General features: G+C 68.3%; 11 protein-coding genes. 4 read left to right on the forward strand and 7 right to left on the reverse strand.

Going from position 1 to position 22,639, the window contains the following annotated elements; all coding sequences use genetic code 11:
- Positions 1-7 precede the first annotated feature (7 nt).
- The 4 genes from dinB (at position 8) to ACY466_RS08945 (ending at position 3,843) form a co-directional block, all read left to right on the forward strand.
- Complete coding sequence (gene dinB / locus ACY466_RS08930) at positions 8-1,249, forward strand: DNA polymerase IV (protein WP_463251758.1); 1,242 nt, start codon at positions 8-10, stop codon at positions 1,247-1,249.
- 73 nt (positions 1,250-1,322) lie between these two features.
- Complete coding sequence (locus ACY466_RS08935; protein ID WP_463252195.1) at positions 1,323-2,102, forward strand: alpha/beta fold hydrolase; 780 nt, start codon at positions 1,323-1,325, stop codon at positions 2,100-2,102.
- Positions 2,103-2,190: 88 nt separating this feature from the next.
- On the forward strand, positions 2,191-2,811 hold the full coding sequence (locus tag ACY466_RS08940) for a hypothetical protein (protein ID WP_463251760.1): 621 nt from the start codon (positions 2,191-2,193) through the stop codon (positions 2,809-2,811).
- Between the two features lie 66 nt (positions 2,812-2,877).
- Positions 2,878-3,843 (forward strand): HAMP domain-containing protein, encoded by a 966-nt coding sequence (locus tag ACY466_RS08945; protein ID WP_463251762.1) that lies wholly within the window; start codon positions 2,878-2,880, stop codon positions 3,841-3,843.
- Between the two features lie 4 nt (positions 3,844-3,847).
- Here the strand turns inward: ACY466_RS08945 and ACY466_RS08950 are convergent, their stop codons facing one another.
- From ACY466_RS08950 to ACY466_RS08980, 7 genes are all read right to left on the reverse strand, one after another.
- Positions 3,848-5,833 carry an SDR family oxidoreductase gene (locus ACY466_RS08950; RefSeq protein WP_463251764.1) on the reverse strand — a complete coding sequence of 662 codons (1,986 nt, stop codon included), beginning with the start codon at positions 5,831-5,833 and terminating at the stop codon, positions 3,848-3,850.
- 151 nt (positions 5,834-5,984) lie between these two features.
- Complete coding sequence (locus ACY466_RS08955) at positions 5,985-8,099, reverse strand: MMPL family transporter (protein WP_463251766.1); 2,115 nt, start codon at positions 8,097-8,099, stop codon at positions 5,985-5,987.
- 120 nt (positions 8,100-8,219) lie between these two features.
- Positions 8,220-9,002 carry a 5'/3'-nucleotidase SurE gene (gene surE / locus ACY466_RS08960; protein ID WP_463251768.1) on the reverse strand — a complete coding sequence of 261 codons (783 nt, stop codon included), beginning with the start codon at positions 9,000-9,002 and terminating at the stop codon, positions 8,220-8,222.
- Positions 8,999-9,922 carry a 1-phosphofructokinase family hexose kinase gene (locus tag ACY466_RS08965; protein WP_463251770.1) on the reverse strand — a complete coding sequence of 308 codons (924 nt, stop codon included), beginning with the start codon at positions 9,920-9,922 and terminating at the stop codon, positions 8,999-9,001. The genes surE and ACY466_RS08965 overlap by 4 nt, the downstream gene beginning before the upstream one ends.
- A gap of 80 nt (positions 9,923-10,002) precedes the next feature.
- Positions 10,003-10,827, reverse strand: a complete 825-nt coding sequence (locus tag ACY466_RS08970) for an ABC transporter permease (protein ID WP_463251772.1) — start codon at positions 10,825-10,827, stop codon at positions 10,003-10,005.
- Positions 10,824-11,855 (reverse strand): ABC transporter ATP-binding protein, encoded by a 1,032-nt coding sequence (locus tag ACY466_RS08975; RefSeq protein ID WP_463251774.1) that lies wholly within the window; start codon positions 11,853-11,855, stop codon positions 10,824-10,826. The genes ACY466_RS08970 and ACY466_RS08975 overlap by 4 nt, the downstream gene beginning before the upstream one ends.
- Positions 11,852-22,492, reverse strand: a complete 10,641-nt coding sequence (locus tag ACY466_RS08980; RefSeq protein ID WP_463251776.1) for an amino acid adenylation domain-containing protein — start codon at positions 22,490-22,492, stop codon at positions 11,852-11,854. Before ACY466_RS08980 ends, ACY466_RS08975 begins: the two co-directional genes overlap by 4 nt.
- Between the last annotated feature and the right edge of the window lie 147 nt (positions 22,493-22,639).

Consider the following 22,639-nt stretch of genomic DNA (forward strand, 5'->3'; position numbering starts at 1 on the left):
CGGTGAGATGGCCGCTCGTGCACGCGAGAATGCCGGTGCCGCAACCGTTCTGCATGCCGACCTCGACTCGTTCTACTCCTCCGTGGAGCAGCGTGACGATCCGTCGTTGCGTGGCCGGCCGGTCATCGTCGGTGGCGGCGTGGTGCTCGCCGCGAGCTACGAGGCGAAGGCCTACGGAGTCAAGACCGCCATGGGCGGGCGTCAGGCGCGGGCTCTGTGTCCGCAGGCCGTCGTCGTGCCACCGCGCATGGCCGCGTACTCGCAGGCCAGCAAGGACGTCTTCGCGGTGTTCGAGAACATCACCCCGCTCGTCGAGGGCATCTCCATCGACGAGGCGTTCCTGGACGTCACCGGTCTCGCCCGCCTGTCCGGAACGCCGCGCGACATCGCGATCGACCTCCGGCGCACGGTTGCCGAGGACGTGGGGTTGCCCATCACCGTCGGCATCGCCCGCACCAAGTTCCTCGCCAAGATCGCCAGCGCGGTGGCCAAGCCCGACGGTCTGCTCGAAGTACCCCCGGACCGCGAACTCGAGTTCCTGCACCCGCTGCCGGTCGAACGGATGTGGGGCGTGGGGAAGGTGACCGCGCAGAAGCTGCACGCCCAGGGCATCCGGACGATCGGAGAGCTCGCCGCCCACCGCGAGGGCGCTCTCGAATCCATCCTCGGCTCCGCCGCGGGCTCGCATCTGCACGCGCTGTCGCAGGGTGTCGACGCCCGACGGGTGCGCACGGGAACCGCCCGCCGCTCGGTCGGGGCGCAGCACGCGCTCGGTCGGTCGCACAAGAGCCCCGAGGACATCGACATCGCCCTGACCGCGCTCGTGGACCGGGTCACCTACCGGATGCGCAAGGGTGGGAAAGCCGGTCGGACCATCACCCTGCGACTGCGTTTCGACGATTTCACCCGGGCCACCCGGTCCACGACCCTCCCGCGCCCGACGGCCGACACTCACCTCGTCCTCACTGCCGCGCGTGGTCTGCTCGCCGCCTCGATGTCGACGATCACGATGCAGGGATTGACGCTGGTGGGAGTCGCGGTGTCCAATCTCGACGCCGAGGCGGCACACCAGCTCGAGTTGCCGCTCGACGTGCGCGACACCGACGAGCAACAGCACCCCGAGATCGATCGGACCGCTCTGGACTCCGCACTGGACGGAGTGCAGCGCAAGTTCGGCTCGTCGGCGCTGACCCGCGGAATTCATCTGGGCAAGAACACGGGCGACAGCGTGCCGCTGTTGTACGAGTGATGCTGTCGTTCGAGTGATGCTGTTGTACGAGTGAGCGGGTGCTGCCGTCCCGCTACCCTCGGATCTCGTGACCATGATCGACGAACGACTCACCACCGCCGACGACGCCGTCATCGCCTACCGCGACACCGGCCCGCGCTCGGGCCGTGGAGTCGATGCGGACGTGCCGGTGATCCTGGTCCACGGCATGGGGGGAGACGGTTCGACGTGGTATCGGTTCGCGTCGGCGTTGCGTCGGCGGGGCCGTCGGGTGGTGATTCCGGATCTACGCGGCCACGGTCGCAGCCCCCACGCCGCGAGCTACCTGTTCGCGAATTTCGGTACCGACCTCGAGGCGCTCATCGACCGGCTGGGCGTGGACACCGTCGACCTGGTGGGCCATTCCCTCGGCGGTCATGCCGCCACCCTGGTGGCGCAGCGTCGGCCCTCCACGGTGCGGCGTCTGGTGATCGAGGAGGCTCCGGTCCCCATCCGGCCCGGTGACGCCGCGCCGACCATCTCGGCCAAACTTCCGTCGCCGGTGGAGTTGCTGCACGCGATGACGAGCATCGTCCGGAATCCGCGGGCCGCTCTGGCGTTCGATCGGTCCATGACGACCGGTGCGCTGACCGAGTTCCGCACGCCGAATCCGCAGTGGTGGGAGGCGTTGGCGCACATCGAGGCTCGCGTCCTGGTGATCGTCGGGGGCGCCACGGGCATGGTCGACCGGACTCGGCTCGAAGCCATGATGGGCGCCCTGGCCGATGCTCGGGTGGTCGCCGTCGACAGTGGGCACAGCGTCCATCGAGATCGCTACTCGGCGTTCGAGGACGCCGCGTTGCCGTTCCTGCTCGGGACCGCGTCCGACGCCTGACGACTGCGTTCTGTGACCGCGACCAGAGTCGCGACGGATCCTGCGGTCGGGCCTCGAAACCGTCTCGCGGATCGCTATCTTGCCCACCATGACTTCCGTGACCGCAACGTCGGTGGCCGCGACTCCCGCGAACCCCCGGTCCGTTCCGTCCCGGCACCTGCAGGTGCCCCTGCGTCCGACCCGGCTCGACGGTCGTCTGGCCGCCGCGGCAGCGATGTACGCGGTTTCGGAGGCGAGCCTGGTACGCGTCACCGGTACGGGCGGCGCGGCCTACCTCGCTCTGCAGATCTCCCCGTCCGCACGGGCATATCGACGCGTGATCGAGGGCCTCGACGCCAGGGCACGCCGTGAACTGCGCAACGGCTACCACGCGAACTTCCACCATCCGGTGCTCTACGCGACGGCGCTGCGACTCGGCGCGGTTCGGCTCGCGGAGCTCGTGCCGTTGGCGCCCCCGGTGCGTCGTGCCCTTCTCGCCGCTCCTGCCGTCGCGGCCGGGGCCGACCTCGTCGAGAACCTCGTCGATCTGAGAATGCTCGCGGACGTTCATGCGATCACCACCGGTCGGGTGTACCTGTCGAACACGCTCAGCGTCGCGAAGTGGACCGGAACCCTGGTGCCCCTGGGGTACATGACGATGAGGTTCGGCGGAGTGTGGGCCGAGGCTCTCGGCCGACTCCGGCGTGGATCCCGATCACCCCGGTCCTGACGACGATCGCACCGGTCCGGGCCGAACTCAGTTCTTTCTCAGCCCCCGGCGCAATACTCGTCGGTTATGGGATCGCGACGAGGCACGACGGCGGTGTCGTTGCGGACGCGCATCCAGGTTCTGACCGTGAGTGTCGCGGCTCTCGCGGTGGCAGTGTGCTCGATCGTCATCTACGTCGTGACGGCGGATGCGTTGCGCACACAGCTCGCCGACCGCGTGGCACGCGACGCGGACGACCTCGTGGCCGGCGAGGTGTCCGGTGGAACCCCCGCGGTCTTCGGCGGGTTCGCGGCGGGCCCCGGAGAAGCGAGTTACCTTCGGGTCGTCCTGGTGAGCAGTGCCGGACAGATGTACACCGCCACGGGAACCTATGCCCCGTTCGCGTCGGACGACGGCGACTTCGAGCCCGAGATCGCCTCCGTCGTGCGCGGCGACCTCGACCGGCTCGAGACGGATCTGCACGGTTTCGCCGTCGTGGCGGTGAAGGCGCCCAGCGGGGCAACCCTCCTGGTGGGGGAGTCGTACAAGTCTCTGGACGGCGTTCTCGGAGGCCTGGTGGCGATCTTCACGGTGGTGGGAGCCGCACTGGTGGTGCTGGCCGCCGGTGCCGGATACGCGGTGGCCGGGACCGGGCTACGCCCCGTCGGGCGCCTGACCCGCGCGACCCGACGGGTGTCCGACACCGGAGACCTGAGCCCGGTGGAGGTCGCGGGCGATGACGAACTGGCGCACCTGGCGGCCCGCTTCAACGACATGCTCGACGCTCTGCGACGATCACGGCAGTCGCAGAACCAGCTGATCGTCGACGCCGGTCGCGAACTGCTGTCGCCCTTGACCGCGCTCCGCACGAACATCGAGCTGCTGGTGTCTCTGGATCGCGGTTCCGGTGAGCGTGGGCCGATGTCACCGGATGCCGTGGACCGGCTTCGGCGGGACATCGTCGATCAACTGGAGGAGGTCGCGCTCCGCATTCACCGGCTGGTGGACGACGCGCGCGCCGCCGACACCGCCGCGACCTCTCGCGTGCCCTGACCGATCACCAGAATGCGCCCGGCACCCACCGCCCCAGTCGGCGAACGACTCTCGGCAGCCGAGGGTTGCGGCGGTTCTGCTTCGGGGCCCGCGGACCCGACGACCAGGTGCTGGTGTCGGCGACGCCCTTGGCCGCGGGCGAGTCCGGGTAGGCGCGGTAGTACGACGCCATGACGCGGTCGGCCGAGCGCGGAAGGACGAGCGCGCCCCACTCGGCGAACGTGCCGGTGGGGACGTCGATGCGTTTCGGCTTCTCGATCAGGGCGCGCACCACCATCGCGGCGGCCTTCTCCACCGTTTCCACCTTGTTGACGTTCGCCTTGCCGCTGGGTGCGATCATGGGGGTGTCCACCAGCGGCATGTGGATGGTCGTGAACGTGACGCCGTCCGCGAGTGTTTCGGCGGCGGCCACCGAGGTGAACGCATCGAGGGCGGCCTTGCTGGCCACGTAGGCGGAGAAGCGTGGAACGTGACTCTGCACGGACGCGCTGCTGATGTTGACGACGTGCCCGAACCGTCGTTCTCGCATCTGCGGCAGCAACGCCAGAATCAGCCGCAGCGCGCCGAAGTAGTTCACGGCCATCGTGCGTTCGAAGTCGTGCAACCGGTCCGTCGACAGCGTCAGGGAACGGCGAATGGATCGACCGGCGTTGTTGACGAGCATGTCGATGTGGTCGTGATCGCGCAGGATCGCCGCGACGGTGTCCGCGACCGCGTCGTCGTCGGTCAGATCGCACGCGTACCCGTGCACGTCGCCGCCCGCGGCGCGCACCTCGGCCACCACGGAATCGAGCTTGGCCCGGTCGCGTGCCACGACGACGACGCGCGCGCCCTTCCGTGCGATCGCCGACACCGCGGCCCTTCCGATCCCGGACGATCCGCCGGTGACCAGTACGTGTCGGCCCACCAGCGGTCCGGCCGGGTCGTCTCGGCGTGCGCGGTACGGATCGAGATCGGTACGCCAGTAGGACCACAGCACGCCCGCGTACGCGGAGACGTCGGGGACCGTTCGCTCGAAGCCGATGATGCGCAACGCCTCTCGGGTGCGGGTGGATCCGAACCGCGCGCGATGCGTCACGTGCTCGAGGGCTCCTCGGGGGATCTCGTATCGAGCCGACACCGCCGCACGTGCCGCGGCGACCGGTCGGGCGCCGGTCCGCAGGAGCGGCGAGAGAAGTGCGCCGGGAACGGGAAGACGAGCAGGCGGCGCTCCGGCCGCGTCGGCGAGGGCCGAATAGACATGTGCCCACGGCTGCGGTCGTGGATGGACCAGATGAAACGTGCGTCCGTCGAACCTCGGGGCGTGAACGAGCGCGACCAGTGCGTCGGCGACGTAGTCGACCGGGACGAGGTTGGTCGCACCCACGTCGGGCAGGGCGAGCGGCGTGAACGACGGCAGCGCCGCGAGGGCCGCAACGACGCGAAAGAGGTGGTAGGGGCCGTGAATTCTGTCGGTCTCGCCGGTGATCGAATCACCCACCACCACCGAGGGGCGGTAGACGCGGACTCTCAGGTCGGAGGCCGCACGAACGAGCTTCTCGGCCTCGAACGCGGCGCGGTGATCCGATGTGGGGAATCCCTGTCCGACGTCGAGATCGTTCTCCGTGAACGTCCCGGCGGCGTCGCCCGCGACCGCGATGGACGAGACATGGTGCAGGGTGGCGTCGAATCGTCGAGAAATGTCGACGGCGGTGGTCGCGGTGTCGACGTCGGTAGCGAACGCATCGTCGGCGCTCGGATAGTCGGCGTTCGGATCGTGCGCAGCGAGGAAGTGGATCACGTGATCGACGTCCTCGACTGCGCCGAGGACCCCGGCGTGCACCTTCAGGCGATCGTGCGCGTCCATCCGCCGGGCCATCGCGTCCGCGCGCGCCTCACCCGACGGCGGCACGAGGAGATGCACGCGGGCGGTGAAGTCTCGATCCAGCAGTCTTCGCACGACGTGGCGGCCGGTACATCCCGAACCACCGATCACCACATAGGAACTCACGTGCGCATCCCGACCACTCCGCACTTCGACCCCTCCGCATTCCGACCGTCCGCATTCCGACCGTCTGCACCGTCACCGATACTCCGTATCCGGGCAACTTACTCCTCGGTAAGGATGCGGCGGTCGGAACCTCACGGCGACCACCCCGCGATCAGTGCCCGATCCCCACCTTCGCGTGCAACTTCTTCATCGGCGCGGGTGCCCACCAGTTCGCCTCGCCCATGAGTTTGACCAGGGACGGCACCAGAAGCATGCGAATGATGGTGGCGTCGACCACGAGGGCGAAGATCATGCCCACTCCGAGGAACCTCATGATCGACAGTTCCGAGAACGAGAACGCGCCGACCACGATGATCAGGATGAGCGCGGCCGCGGTGACGATGCGACCCGTGCGCTGCGCCCCGAGGATCACCGCTTCGTCGGTGGTCGCTCCCGCGGTGCGGGCCTCGACCATGCGTGACATCAGGAACACCTCGTAGTCGGTCGACAAGCCGAAGACCACGGCCAGGATGAACACCGCGAACGTGGCCTCCAGAGGAGCCGGTGTCACGCCGAGAAGTTCCGCGCCGTAGCCGAGTTGGAACACGAAGGTCATCGCGCCGAAGGTTGCCGCCATGCTGAGCCCGGCCATGAGGACCGCCTTGATCGGGAGCACCACCGATCCGAACGCCAGGAACAGCAGGATCAGCGTCGAGGTCACCATGATGAGCAACATCACCGGCAACCAGTCCATGATCGCGGTGTTGCCGTCCAGGACGAGGGCCGCTGCACCGCCCACCCGAAGATCGGTTCCGGCGGGGGCCGGGATGTTCCGCAGTTCCCCGACGACGTTCTGTTGCTCTTCCTGATCCACTCCGGAGGCGAACGTCGCCGAGAGCACCACGAAGTCACCGCTCGCGGTGCCGAACTGGACGTCCGCGATCCCGGGTACCGACGACGCGGCGGTGGTGACGGCATTGATCGCCGCGCCGTCCGGCCGCGCGGACTCGCCTTCCAAGACCACGGTGGCCGCGTCCCCGGTGCTCGCGAAATCGTTGGACAGGGTCTCGAACGCGACGCGCGCGGGGTCGTCGGCCGGCAATGCCGTGTACGTCACCTCGCCGAGAGTGGCCCGGAACAGGGGAGCGGCCACGATGAGCAGCCCGACGGTGATGACGATGGCCACGGTCTTGGGGCGCAGCATCACCTTCTTGACGACCGAGCCCCAGAACTTCTGTGCCCGAGCATCTCCCCGGTCCGACGCCGTTCGGGACCACGTGATGGCGTTGATGCGTGGGCCCAGGATGGCGAGGAGTGCGGGAACGAAACTCAGGGACAGCAGGGCCGCACACGTCACCGCGGCGATCGCCCCGTACCCCAACGATCGAATGATGGCCTGAGGGAAGACGAGCATGCCGGCGAAGGCGCAGATGAGCAGCATCCCCGAGAAGGCGATGGTGCGGCCCGCGGTGAGCAGTGTGCGCCGCGCCGCGGCCGCGGGCTCCATGCCCGTCCGCAGTTCCTCCCGGAATCGGCTGACGATGAACAACCCGTAGTCGATGGCCAGACCGAGGCTGAGGATGGAGGAGACGTTCACGGCGAAGGAGCTGATCTCGGTGAACGAGGTGAAGACGTGCAGCACGGTGAGTGCCCCGATCACGGACAGCACGCCGACCGCGACCGGAAGTGCCGCCGCGACCACGCCACCGAACACGAAGACGAGCAGTAACAGCGTGATCGGGATCGCGATCAGTTCGGCCCTGATCAGATCTTCCTGCAGGAGGGTGTTGAACGAGATGCCGGCCACGGTCGCTCCGGCGAACTGGGTCTGCACGCCGTCCACCTCGAGCTGGGGGAGCAGTTCCTCGAAGCTCGACAGGGTGACGCCGGTGTCGGGTCCCAACACCACCGTCGCGAGCGCCTTCGTTCCGTCCTCGGATACCAGGAACGGGCGTTCGAGAGGAGTTGCGGTCCAGTACGAGGACAGCTCCGCCGGATTCACGTCGTCGCGGAATCGATCGAGAACTGCGGTGACATCCGGTTCGATGTCGGCGAGCGTTCGACCCTCGGGGGGTGTGTAGATCGCGATGATGTCCGGAGTCGCGGTGCCGAGGTCCTCGACCTGGGTGGCGACCTGCGCGGCCTCGCTTCCGGGGTCGATGTACCCACCCTGGCTGAGCTTGCCGAAGACACCGATTCCCCAGACGCCGCCGACGACGACGATCAGCACCGCGGCTGTGAGGACCCACCAGTGCCGCGACACCACGAACGATGCCCAACGTGTCACAGAGTTCTCCATCTCGGTCGGGGAGGAAAGACCCTCGCTCGAGACGACTGTAGTGAAACTGCCTCGAGAGAACTCTGTGGGTGTTGGCTGCCGAACGGTCGTCGACCTACCGCGTGCGGGTCATTCCAGACCGTCGAAGCTCACGTGCACCGCGGACGGCGGCCGGAGAGCGGTCACGGTCGCCCATCCTCGTGCCACGAGGCTCGCATCGCTGTCGCTCTCGTCGTCGGCGGCGATCTCGTCGAACCGCACCGTCACGAACTCGTCGTCGGTGTCGCCGATCTCGGCCTGCACGGCTCCGTAGGTCGCCATGTCGGCGCGTCGAATGCCGCGCAGTTCCGACGGGGGAACCGGGGGAATGTTGACGTTCAGCACCCGGGCAGAATCCCGATGATCGACGAACCAGTCGAGCACCCGTCGCGTCACGATGCGAGCGGTTTCCCACGACGTCGGTTCGTCGGCGTTACCGACGAGGGACAGGGCGATGCCGGGTACTCCGTGCGTCGACGACGTCAGTGCTGCGCCCACGGTTCCCGAGTGCAGCACCGCCGAGCCGGTGTTGGGGCCGTGGTTGATGCCGGAGAGCACGATGTCCGGCCTCGGTCCGAACGCGCCCTGCGTGGCGACGAACGTGATCAAGGCGGGCGAGGCGTGGACCGCGAACGCATCGACCGAGAAATCGTCCAATCGAACGCGGGTGCTCCGGAGTCGACCGCGATCCTCGAGGGCGGACAGGGACGCGCTCGCACCGCTGCGCTCCTCGTGGGGTGCCGCCACCACGACGTCGAAGCCCGCGTCGATCGCGACCGCCGTCAACACCGAGATGCCGTGGCTGTCGATGCCGTCGTCGTTGGTGATCAGTGCACGCATCGGGGCCTCGCGAGACGAGTGGGTGGACGTCATCCCGCGAACGGGCGAACGACGACGGACGAGGTGAGGGTGTCGACCAGGCCGCGCTGCCCGGTGCCGAGACCTCTGCGGGTCACATTCGCGGTGCCGGCGGCACCGCCGAACTGTAGCGCGTCCTGCATAGTGCTTCCGTGCGCCAGTGCGGCGGCGATTCCGGCGCTCATGGAGTCTCCGGCCCCGTGATGGTCGACCTGCTCGAGTGGCGGTGTCACGATCTCGAGGACGGTACCGTCCACCAGCGCGAGCGCGGGCTCGGCAGCGCGAGAGAGCACCACGATGTTCGCTCCTTCGTCGTGCAGAGCCTGCATCGCCTCGACGAGAACTTTCGGGTCCTCGGAGGAGGCGCGGCCGTCCTCGATCAGGTCCTCGTGACTGACCTTCAGAACGGACAGTCCGCCGGACAACGCCGCTGTCATGGTCGGACCGGACAGATCCGCCACGACCGTCTTGCCCAGTGACCGCAGATCTGTCGTCAGGCGGCGGTAGAAGTCCGGCGACACCACGTCTGCCGTGTGCGGTCCTCCGAGCAGGACGATGTCGGACTGCGCGGCGCATTCCAACGTGATGCCGTAGAGGTCGTCGGACGCATGCCGTGCCAGCGCCGGGGGGTCGATCTCGACCAGTTCGGTTCGTTCCCCGCTCCGTCGATCGTGGATGTAGGAACCCGACTCCCGACCTGCGTCGATCGATCGGACCGTGATGCCTTCACGCTCGATCAGGTCACGGAGCACACCTCCGCTCTCGCCGCCGAACGCTCCGGTGAGGGTGACGTCCAGGCCCAGGTTCGTCGCCATGCGTGCTATCCAATGGCCCTGCCCGCCGGGGTGAATGTGCAGCTCGGTGGTGCCGTTGGGGGAGGTGTCCAGCGTGACGGTGAGCAGAGGGGACGGTGCGAAGACCGTTGCGGTGGGCATCGAGGCGGTATGCCCGTTCTGTCCGATGCAAAACCCGAGCCGCGTCCTCGGCCCGACGTCGATCGGACTGCCGGCTCCGATCAGGTGCGCCGGTCGGCCACCCGCAGAGTGAGCGGCACGAACACGGCGAGGACGAGCAACGACGCCAGCACCGAGTACGTCACCGGGTTCTCGGACGCCCAGTTGACCGGTTCCGGCAGCATCGGATTCGGCGAGGTCGGGTTGCCGAAGCTCACTCGGGTCGCGCGGGCCACCGACGTGATCGGATTCCACTGCGCGAATGCCCGCAGCGGTCCCGGAAGGCTGGCCGAGGGAACGAACGCGGACGAGATGAAGGAGATGGGGAACAGCAGGATCATCAGTGCGCTCTGGCTGCTCTCGGCGTTGCCGGCGACGAGACCGATCACCGCTCCCACCCAGGAGACGGCGAAGCCGAACAGGACCAGCAGCGCGATTCCCCCGAGCGCGTCCAGAAAGCTCCCGCGGATACGCCAACCGACCAGGTATCCGGCGCCGGTCATCACGGCGATGCTGACCAACGACACCATGGCGTCCGACAGAGTGCGGCCCAGAACGATCGCCAACCGCGACATCGGCAGCGAGTGGAACCGTTCGACGATGCCCTCCTTGCTGTCGGTGGACAGACCGATCGCGGTGAATGCGGCGCTGAACGCCACGGTCTGCGTGAAGATCCCGCCCATCAAGAACTCTCGATAACTGTCACCGCCGAGCGCGCCGCCGAAGACGTACGAGAAGAGCAGCACGAACATCAGCGGCTGCACCGTCGCACCGAGAAGCAACTGCGGAACACGCAGAATGGTGATGACGTTGCGCTGGGTCATCGTGATGCAGTCGTGGAGGAAACTCCGCGAGCCGCGCCGTTCGAGAACGGTGGTCGACGTCATCGGGACTCCTCGGTGCGGTACGGATGCGGTCGGTCGGGCGCGTGGCCGGGCGGTACCGGTGTGGCGTTCCTGGATCGAGGGCCGGCGCCGGTGAGGTCGAAGAACACGTCGTCGAGGTTGGGAACCGTCACCGTCGCGTCCACCACGTCGATGCCCGCGCTGTGCAGACGGGCGAGGACCTGAACCATCGTGCGGGTTCCGTACACGGCTTCGACCGTGAACCACCCGTGCTTCGCGGTGTCCCGGGTGCAGCGGAAGTTCATCCGGGGTAACAGGTCGTGAGCGAGGCGAAGGTTGTGCGGATCGTGCAGTTGTACGTCCACGCTCGGTCGGCGCACCTTCGACTTCAACTCCATCGGTGTCCCCCGCGCCACCACGGTGCCGTGGTCGATGACCACCACCTCGTCGGCGAGACGGTCGGCCTCGTCGAGATACTGGGTGGTGAGGAGCACCGACGTACCGTCCGTGGTCAATTCGGACACCACGTCCCACATCTCGCCGCGACTGCGCGGATCCAGACCCGTGGTCGGTTCGTCGAGGATCACCAGGGGCGGCCGAGCCACCAGCGCGCCGGCCAGGTCCAGTCGGCGCCGCATACCGCCGGAGTACGTCGACGCCTGGCGTCCCGCTGCGTCCTCCAGGCGGAAGAGCGCCAACAACTCTCGGGTTCGCTCCTTGGCGCGGCGACCGTCGTAGCCGTAGAGCCGGGCGATCATCCGGACGTTCTCGTACCCGGTGAGGTTGCCGTCGACCGCCGCGAACTGTCCGGACATCCCGATGCGTTCGCGCACCCGGCGTGGCTCGGCGACGGCATCGACCCCGGCGACGAACACCGTCCCCGACGTGGGGCGGGTCAGCGTCGAGATGATGCGCACCGTGGTGGTCTTGCCGGCGCCGTTCGGTCCCAGAACGGCGGTGACGGTGCCCGGTTGGATCTGCAGGTCGATGCCGTCCAGGGCCCGGTGAGTTCCGCGCCGCCCCTCGTACTGTTTGACCAGTCCGCGGACGTCGACGGTGGGCGGATTCACCGCAGACCCACGATGGACGCGCGACGCGCGAGGTATCCGTCCAGACGGCGACCGATTTCGGCCAGTGGAACGGGTTCCGTCATCTGGTTGTGCGCGCACGAAATCGAGTGGTCCGTGATCGCGCCACCCACGTACGGTCGCCACTGCCACGGAGTGCGGCCGTGTTCCCCGTAGCGGGTCGCCGCCGAGAAGAAGACCATGTCGCCGTCGAAGTAGCGGGGCCGGTGCTCGTACCCGAGGTCCACGAACACCTGGTACCGCTCGTGGAGCCGTCGGAGCTGGTCGTCGCGCATCGCGGTGACGGGAAGCATCGCGCGGACCTCGGACGGCAGCGTACGCAGTCCTGCTATCGCCTCCTCGAGGGTCAGATCGTCGTCCACGTCGTCGAATTCGCCGCCGGCGAACTCGCGCACCAGGTCGGCCACCGTCATCTGTCGACGCTCCGATCGACCGTCGGCCGACGAGGCGTCGGCAAGCGGATAGGCGTCCATGAGGAAGAGCTCGACGTCCTCTCCGAGCAGCCGCAGTTCCACGGCCATGGAGTGAGCGATCAGGCCGCCCAGCGACCACCCCAGGAGCCGGTAGGGGCCGGTGGGAACCTGCTCCCTGATCACGTTGACGTAGTCACGGGCGATCTCGTCGACGGACGACGGAATCGGTGCGGCGCTGTAGATCCCGCGAGCTTGGACACCGTGAACGGCGATGGCCGGATCCAGGTGAGGGAGCAGACCCGCGTAGGTCCACGACAATCCCACGGCGGGGTGTATGCAGAACAGCGGCAGCTCGTCCCGGGCGTCCGGACCGTCCGGGAACGACGGACCGTCCCCGCCTCCTGCTCCGGCGCTGCGCAGCGTCAACAGCATGTCGAGCCGAGCGGGTGCCGGGCGCGTGTCGCGCGGCGCCGAGTGTCCGACGGAGTCGTCGAGACGTTGCGCGATGGATCGTGGTGTGGCGCGGTCGAAGAACCAGCGGATGTCGAGTTCGACGTTCCGATGTGCGGGCAGTGTCTCCCCGAGTCGGTCGATGGTGCGCACCACGGCCAGTGATGTGCCACCGAGTTCGAAGAAGTCGGCGTCCGGTGGCACGTGATCGAGCCCCATCGATTCGGCGAACGCGGCCTGAACGATATCCAGTGTGCTCGCGGCGTCGGTGGGCTGATGCTGCTCCACCGGCCCGGCGCTCTCCGGTGCAGTGGTGTTCGTCATGTTCTCCAGAAGGTCGGAATCTCGTCGGTCGACGGCGGGCGCGGCCCCCACGAAGGCGGCAACACCGTGGGGCGCAACACCGTTTGCCGCATCGCCGTTGGACGCAACACCGTTGGGCGCAACACGCGGGGAGGTGACCAGGCGCGAGCGGTCGATCTTTCCGTGCGCCGTCGTGGGCATCGAATCGAGCACCACCACCGTCGACGGGACGAGATGGGAGGGCACCGTCGTCGAGAGTTCCCGGCGGATGCGACCGGCGAGGTCGGGGTCGTCGGCGTCCGAGGTCGAGGTGACGTACGCGACCAGCCGCGTGTCCGTCGCACCGGTGCCGTCCGCGGTGGTGACGACGGCGGTGTGGATGTCGCTTCGTTGCTCGAGAATCGCTTCGACCTCGCCCGGCTCGACGCGCATCCCGCGGATCTTCACCTGGCGATCGACGCGGCCCGTCATCTGCAGGACCTCGCCGTCCGCCCGGCGCAGAGTGCGTGCGAGATCACCCGTGCGATACATCCGGGTTCCCGGTTCGGTCGACCGAGGGTCGGCGACGAATCGGGTGGCGGTCAACGCGGGCCGGGAGAGATACCCGCGTGCGAGTCCGGGGCCGGCGACGTACATCTCGCCGACGTCGCCGTCGTTCACCGGACGCAGCGAAGCGTCGAGGATCGACACGGTCGCGCCGAGAACTCGGGTACCGATGTGCAGTTCGCGACCGCTCCGCAGTTCGCCCATGGCAGCGGCCACGGTGGCCTCCGACGGGCCGTAGGCGTTGATCATCCTTCGCCCCGGTGCCCACGCGTCGACGATCGCCGTGGTGGGGGCCTCGCCGCCGACGCCCACCGTGGTGAGGTGCTCGAGTCCCTCGGTCGGGACCGTCGCCAGTGCGGCGGGTGTGACGAATGCGGTGGTCACTCGTTCTCGAGCGAGCAGTGCGGCCAGCGCCGCGCCGCCGAACACCTCGGGAGGAGCGACGACGCAGAGCGCGCCGGTGGTGAGCGCGAGAAGCAGCTCGAGGACGGCGGCATCGAAACCCGGTGAGGCGCCGTGCAACACGATCGAATCCGAATCCACCCCGTACAACCGAGCCTGGTCGGCGGCGAAGTACTCGAGGCCGCGGTGGGTGACCTCGACACCCTTGGGCAGGCCCGTCGTACCCGAGGTGTAGACGACGTACGCCACGTCGTCCGGTCGAACGACCCGGTCGTCCGCCGAAGGGCGATCCTGCCGCCGTTCCACGTCGAGGGCCGACCGCGAGTCGATGTCGATCCACGACACGGAATCGGGAAGCACAGCGGCGAATTCGGTGGTCGTGAGGCCGATCACGGGAGCGGCGTCGTCGAGGATGTACGTCGACCGCTGAACCGGATAGTTCGGATCGAGCGGAAGTATCGCGGCGCCGGACCGTGCGACCGCGCAGAACGCGACCACCGATTCGAGCGACCGCGCCATGGCGACCGCCACTCGATCGCCCGGGCCCGCACCGTGCCGTTCGAGGCAGCGGGCGAGTGTTGTCGTGAGCCGGTCGAGTTCGGCGTAGGTGACGGATCTGTCGCCGTCTCGGACGGCGATCGCGGACACATCACCACCGAATCCGTGAGTCAGCAACTCCGGCAACGTGCGTGGCGCGAGCGGGCCGACGCCGACGCGTGTGGTCAGCTCGTCGAGAGACAGATCGGGTCGGCGGACCGACTCGGCCAGCAGTGACACGAACTCGTCCACCAACCGTGATGCGGTGCTCGGAAGGTAGAGGTCCGAGGAGTACGCGAGGTGGACCTCGGCGGATCCGTCCCCCGCGGCGCGGACGGTGAGCGTGCTGTCGAACGCGCTGGCACGGACCGGTACCGCAACCCGGCGCACCACGGTGTCGCCCAGTTCGAGGGAGTCGAGTTGCTCCTCCTCGTACGCGATCATGCACTGCACCAACGGATGTCTGGCCGGGTGTCGCGTGGGGGAGAGCGCGGTGACGAGCGCGTCGAAGGACACGCCGAGGTGCGAGAACGCGTCCAGGTCGTCCGCTCGAACGCGACGGGAATGGTCGGCGAACGATGCTGCGCCGTCGACATCGGTCCGCAGAACCAGCGTGTCGACGGCCATGCCGATCATCGAGTCCAGTGCCGAGCCACCGCGTCCGGCGACCGGGGTGCCCACCACGACATCGCTGGTGTCGGCGCGCCGCGCGAGGAGTGCGACGGCGACGGCGTGGACCACCATGAAGGGAGTGCACCCGAAGTCCAGGGCGTGTTTCCGGACGGCACTCCAGGCGGCGGCCGGAACGATAGATCGCACCGACGATGCCCTGCCCGTGCCCGTGGTGGGACGCGGGGAGTCCGGCGGGAACGTCACTTCGTCGGGCAGATCACGTAGTCGGTTCGTCCAATGGTTCCAGGACTCGGTCGAGTCGTCGGCGGCCGACTCTCGCGCGAGCATGTAGTCGGCGTACTGCATGGGCGGCGCGGCCCATTCCGGGGCCCGACCGGTCGATCGAAAACCGTACGCGGTCAACAAATCTGCAGTGAGTGGTCGCATCGAGAAACCGTCCGCGGCGATGTGATGAACGACGAGCACCAGAACGTGGTCGGTCGGTGAGACCACGACGACCCGAGCTCTGATCGGCACGTCCGTCGTGAGGTCGAAGGGGCGATCCGCGATGCGCCGCACGGCATCGCGCACGGCGGCATCCTCGGTTGGGCGACCTCGGAGGACGTGCGCGGCGTCGTCGAGAGATACGAGATCGAAGTCGATCTCCGCCTGGTCCGAGACGAGAATCCGTTGGACGGGGCCGTCGGGGGTCGAGGGAAACACCGTGCGCAGGGACTCGTGTCGCGCCACGACGTCGACCAGTGCATCGCGCGCGGCCTCCGGATGAAACGGACCCGATACACGCAGTACGGCAACGATGTTCAGGGCCACGGCGCTGCCGGGTATGCGGTTGTGGAACCACATCGCGAACTGCATGGGTGAGAGCGGCAGCGGGTCGGGCCGCTGCGGTGGGTCGAGAGCGGCCCGAGTGTCCGCGTCGTCGATCGGAGTCGCGGTTCCCGCGGGGTCGTCGTCGTCCGACTCGGATCGGGTGAGCAACGCGTCGACTTCGCGAGCGAGGTCGGCCACGACGGGATGTTCGAACACCGAGCGAACCGGGACCCGCACGCCGAAGACCTCGTCGATTCGAGCGACGTATCGAGTCGCGGACAGCGACGTACCGCCCACCCAGAAGAAATCGGAATCGGCTCCGACGCCGTTCGTGTCGAGCACCGCGTCCACGATCTCCACCAGAGCTCGCTCGGTGTCCGTCGTCGGCGCGGAACCCTGCGCGCGGACGAACACAGGGGCAGGGAGCGCGCCCCGGTCGATCTTTCCGACCGGGGTGAGCGGCACCTCGTCCAGCACCATGATGGACGCGGGAATCATGTACCCGGGCAGGGAGCGAGCGAGCCGAGCGGCGATCGTCTCGTCGGCACCGGGGCCGTGGACGTACGCCACCAGGGCCTTCTCGCCCGCGGGTCCGTCGACCGTCGTCGTCAGGCACACGTCGATACCGCCGAGATCGGTGATCGCGGCGTCGATCTCGCCGAGTTCGATGCGGAAGCCGCGCACCTTGACCTGAGAATCGGCACGGCCGACGATACGGACCGTCGGGCCCTCGGGGGTGGACGACCATTTGGCGAGGTCACCCGTGCGGTACATCCGGCCACCCGCGTCACCGACGAGCGCGGGCACGAAGCGCACCGACGTGGTCCCCGGCCGATCGAGGTACCCGCGGGCCACCTGCACTCCGCTGACGTAGAGCTCTCCCACCACGTTGGCGGCAACCGGTTGCAGTCCGGAGTCGAGCACCACGGCGCTCACCCCGGGTCCGGGTGCGTCGATCGCGACCGGGGACCCGGCCGTCAACGCCGGTAGGTGCGTGGTGATGGTCGTCTCGGTGGGACCGTAGACGTTCACGATGCGGCGGTCGGCGGCCCAGGCGTCGAGCAGATCGCGGCCGAAGTTCTCGCCGCCGATCCCCAGGGTGCGCAGGCTCGGCACGCGGTCGGGATCCATCGACGAGAGCACCGAGGGCGTGAGGAACGCGTGGGTGACGCCGTGTCGATCGATGAATTCCTCGAGCTCACGCCCGCCGTGTATGCCGGCCGGTGCCACGACCGTCGATGCACCCACCTCGAGCGGGAGGACGATCTCGAGCACGGATGCATCGAAGCTGGGAGAGGCGAACGCGAGCACCCGCGCCGTCGCATCCATCCGGAACGCCCGACGCAACCGGACCGCCGCGTTGGCGAGACCGGCGTGCGTGACGACAACGCCCTTGGGTCGACCGGTGGTTCCCGAGGTGTAGATGACGTAGGCCGCGGACGTATCGGGTGCTTCCACGAGCGATGTCTCGCGCGAGGCCGTGTCGGAAGAGACCGTGTCGGACGAGGCAGTGTCGGTGAGGGAGGTCCCCGTGTCGTCGTCGAGGACGATCCACCGGATGTCGGTATCGGCGTCCACTCGCGTCTCCTCGGTCGCCAGCCCGAGTTCGATGCCCGCGTCATCGGTCATGCGGCGACGTCGGTCGGAGGGATACGCGGGATCGACGGGAACACAGGCGCCGCCGCTGCGCAGCACGGCCAGCAGGGCCACGACGGAATCGACGGAACGCGGCACGAACGACGCCACCCGACTCTCGACCGACACACCCTCGGCGACCAGTCGATGGGCGAGCGCCGTCACCGTCTGCTCGAGCTCGGCGTAGTTCATCGATCGTTCTCCGTCGGTGAGAGCGATCGAATCCGGTTGCAGCCGAGCAGTTCCGATGATCTCACGATCGACGCGTAGTCGACCGACCGCGGGTGCGCCGCCGAAGGGGACGGTCTCGGCGAGTTCCTCGGCGGTGAGGATGGTGAGTGCACGGATGGGGGTGGCGTCGTCGCCGATCATGGCGTCGATCATCAGTCGGACTCGGTGGAGAATGGAGCGGGCGGTGGAGTCGTCGAACAGGTCGGTGGCATGGGTGAGGGTGATGCCGAGTCCGTCGCTCCGGGCGTCGTCGACGGTGAACTCCAGGTCGTACTTGGTGACCGGGAGCGAAAAGCCGTGGGTGGTAGCCGTCGCGCCCGGTAGTTCGACCGTGCCGGACACCACCGAGCGTGCACTGACCATGACCTGGAACAGCGGGTGTCGACCGGGCACTCGGGGTGGGTCGAGGTGTTCGACGAGCACGTCGAAGGGCGTGTCCGCGCCCGAATAGGCCTGCAGGTCCGCCGCTCTCACCGCGTCGAGCGCGTCGCCGATGGGTGCGGCCGAGTTCAGCCGCGTGCGGAGCACGACGCTGTTGACGAACATGCCGACCACGTCGTCGAGGCGGTTGTCGTCGCGGCCGGCCGCAGCGGTGCCGACCACGACGTCGTAGCCCGCCCCCGATCGCGCGAGCGCGACGGCCACTGCGGTGTGCACCGCCATGAACTCCGTCGCCGAGTGACGAGTGCAGAACTCGGACAGAGCCGCTCGGTCGGTGGGGGACAGCACGAGATCCAGCGACTCGGCTCTTCCCGTGGGGACCGGCGGCCTCGGTCGATCCGCCGGAAGCGGCATCGCGTCGGGAAGGTCGCGGAGAATCTCCCGCCAGGTCTGCACCGACGACGAGAGGCGGGACTGCGGATCGGTCTCCGAACCGAGGGCCCGCTGTTGCCACAGCGTGACGTCGGCGTACTGCACCGGCATGGCCGGGAGCGTGGGTGTTGAGCCCTCGACCCGACCTCGATAGAACTCCGCGAGATCACGGGCCAGTGGGCGCAGTGACGATCCGTCCACGCAGATGTGGTGCAGAACGAGGGCGAGTACGTGATCGTCACCCCGGTCGCCCACGGTGAACACGGCGGCACGGACGGGCACTTCGGTGTCGAGTTCGAAAGGTGTGGAGGCGAAGTCGACGACGGCGGACGCGACGGTATCGACATCGACGCGCCGTTCCGTCACGGACATCACCACCTCCGACAGCACGTGCTGGCGAGGAACTCCGTCGACGGCCGGGTACACGGTCCGAAGCGACTCGTGCCGCGCCACCAGGTCGTCGATGGCCGCCGCCGCCGCGCCGACGTGCAGTTCGCCGGAGACCCTCAGCACCAACGGTACGTGGTACGCGGGTGAGTCGTCGTAGCGGGCGAGGAGCCACATGCTTCGCTGCGCGGGCGAGAGCGGCACCACGTCGGGTCGCGGCGAGACCACGAGGTCGTCCCACGAGCGGTTGTCGGTGACGGGCGCGGCGTCGATGCGCGCGGCCAGTCCGGCCACCGTCGGCGATTCGAAGACATCGCGCACGCCGATACGCCGCCCGGTCGCGGCGGTGGCGCGCATGGCCACTCGCGTTGCGGTGAGGGAGTTTCCGCCCACGGCGAAGAAGTCGTCGTCCGTACCCAGCGGAGAGATGCCGACCTCCTCCTGCATGATCTCCGCGACGAGGATTTCGGTCTTCGTGGTCGGAACGCCGCCGAGTCGGGTGCCGTGATCCGCGGGTGGAGGCGGCAGAGCGCGGCGATCGATCTTTCCGTTGACGGTCAGGGGAAACGACTCCACGGTGAGAACGGTCCGAGGCACCATGAACTGCGGTAGCAGGCGGGACACGTGCTCGATCACCGAGCGCTCGTCGCACACACCGCCGTCCGTCCGTAGATACGCCACCAGGCGACGGCGGTCGGCGTCGCCGTGCACGGTGACGACGGCGTCGACGACCGACGCGTGCGAGCGCAGGGCCTGCTCGATCTCGCCGAGCTCGATGCGGAAGCCGCGAATCTTGACCTGGTCGTCTCGGCGCCCGACGTAGGTCAGGCGTCCGTCCGACGTCGGCATCACCAGGTCGCCGGTGCGATAGAGCCGAGAGCCCCCGCCCGGAGCGCCCCACGGATCGGCGACGAAACGCGTTGCGGTACGGGCACTGTCGCCGAGGTAGCCGCGAGCGAGACCGGGCCCGCCGACGTAGAGCTCGCCGATGCACCCCGGCGGCACGATGGACAGGGATCGGTCCAGGACGTACGTGAACACGCCCGGAATGGGCCGTCCCAGGGTCACCGGTTCGCCGGCTCGGAGGAGTTCCAGGGTGACCGCGATGGTGGTCTCCGTCGGTCCGTAGACGTTGACCACGCGACGGTCGTGCTGCCATTCGTCGACCAGCGACGCCGGTACGGCCTCCCCACCGATACCGATGGAGGACAGCGAGCGTCCGAACCGGGGTGCGATGGTGCTCAACGCGCCGGGAGTGATGAACCCGGAATCGATGCACTGCGATTCGATGATCGTCCCCAGCTCGTCACCACCGACCACGTCGGGCGGAACGACGACCAGGGTGCCCGCCGCACCGAACGCGAGGATGGTCTCGAGGACGGAAGCGTCGAAACTCGGGGACACGAAGTGCATCACGCGTGAACCCCGGCCGACGTCGTGGACCTCGACGGCCGCGGAGGTGATCGCGGCGATGCCGCTGTGGGTCACCGCGACGCCCTTGGGTGTTCCGGTGCTGCCCGAGGTGTAGACGATGTAGGCCAGGTGGTCGGGGAGCAGGTCGGTGCTGCGGTCGCGCTGTTCGATGGGATCCGACGGGTAGGTGCTCCAGTGGACGTCGAGGTCGTCCGGGTCGTCGATGGCGATCCACCGAACGTCGCTCGACAGCGTCTCGATTCGGTCCGAGGTCGCGATGCCCACCGATGCTCCGCTGTCGGCGACGATGGCCGCTGTACGTTCGGCCGGGTACCGGGGATCGACCGGCACGTACGCCCCGCCGGCGCGGGCGATCGCCCACATTGCGGTGACCGAGAGGTGGGACCGCGGAAGAACCATGGCCACCAACGTGTCCGGTCCCACGCCGAGGTCGATCAGATACCTCCCCAACGCGTTGCTGCGCCGATCGAGCTCGCGGTAGTCGATGACCGTGTCGCCGTCCACCACGGCAGGTCGGTCCGCGGACAGACGGGTGGCACGATCGAAGATCTCCGGCAGCACGGTCGGGTCGGGACCGCGGCCACCGTCGCACGCGGCCGCGAGAATGCGTCGGTCCGCAGCGGTGAGGATGGCCAGATCGGCCAGCCGGGTCCGGGGTTCGGCCTGTGCGAACGCGACCAGGAAGCCGACGAAACGCTCGTTGTGACGGTGGATCTCGTCCGCGGAATACAGCGCCGGGTTGCCCTCGAGATCGACTCGGATTCCCCCGTCGACCTCGGTCGCGGACGGACGGGAGTCGTTGTCGCCGTAGGCGTCGTACACCGTGAGGGCCATGTCGTCGGCGGGGCCGGACGTCAGCAGTTCGAGGTGCGCGGTGACATCGCCGAACTCGATGTTCGTGCTGAACAGCATGAGGTTCACCGTGGGCCCGAACGAGGTGTTCCCGACGCGATTCTCCCCGGCGATCTCCGAGGCCGGAAGCAGTTGGTGACGCAACGATGTGGGGATGCGGCCGCCGACCTCGGTCACCATGTCTCGCACCGTCGACGTCGGTGCGGTGGACAGGGGAAGAGGCACCGCGTTGGCGGTCATCCCTGCGCTGGTGCGCATCCACGCGGACACCCTGGCCGCCAGCGGAAGGGTCAGGACGACGTCGTCTCGGTCGGTGCATCGGCCGAGATAGGCGGCGAAAGCGGCGATCACCAGTCCGGACACGGTGGTCCCCGCTCGGGTGGCGCCGTCCCGCACCGCGCGGTCCTCGGACGTGTCCAATCTGCGATCGGCGCGATGGTTGTGCGCGGAGGGGGCGGAGGTGCGTCCGCTCAGCGACACGGGGTCCGGCAGTCCTCGTACGACCTCGCTCCAGTACGCCCGGTCCTTCGCGATTCGTGGTGAGGCGCGGTACCGACGATCCGCTTCCAGGAATTCACGAGGGTGGCGGGAGCGGGCGGGCGGTGGGGTTCGACCGCGCTGCACGGCGGTGTAGATCTCGCCGGCGCGACGGGCCATGACGGCCGCCCCGTATCCGTCGATCAGGGTGTGGTGCGCGCGGGCGTACCAGTAGAGGTGGTCGGGGCCGATGGTGATGAAAGCGGTGGTGCACCCGCGGGTCGACATGAGGTCGGCCGGGCGCGTGTAGTCGGCGTGCATCCACTCCCTGGCCGCGGCCGTCGGATCCGGTCGATCGCTGACGTCGACCCACGTCGCTTCCGGGATGTGTACCGAGTCGACGATCTGGACGGGGAGCGCGGCGTCGCCCGGCGACGGCACGAAGCGCGTCAGCAACGAACCCGTTTCGATGGTCGCGGTCCGAGCGCAGTGTTGCAGCAGCTCGAAGTCGATCGGTCCGCGAATTTCGAGGTAGTGGGCCACGGACGCCGATACGTGGGGGTGCAACTGCTGGGCGAACCACATGTCGCGCTGAACCGAGGTGAGCTCGAACGTCTCGTCGTGCTCGGTGTCGATGTGCGCCGTGTGCTCGTCGACGCGGTCCGTGGGGGCGCTCGTCCCGGTCACATGTTCCATCTACGGTTCCGTCCCTACAGCGAAGTGTTCGAAGGCCGCGAACCGATATTCGGTCTCCCGCTACTTCCCGACGTCCGCACAGTACGTGCACTCGAGCGCGTTTCGAGGGCTCCATCGGAGGTCTTGTCACGGTCGACCGGCACCCGT

It is taken from the genome of Rhodococcus sp. K11/5 (assembly GCF_055193735.1).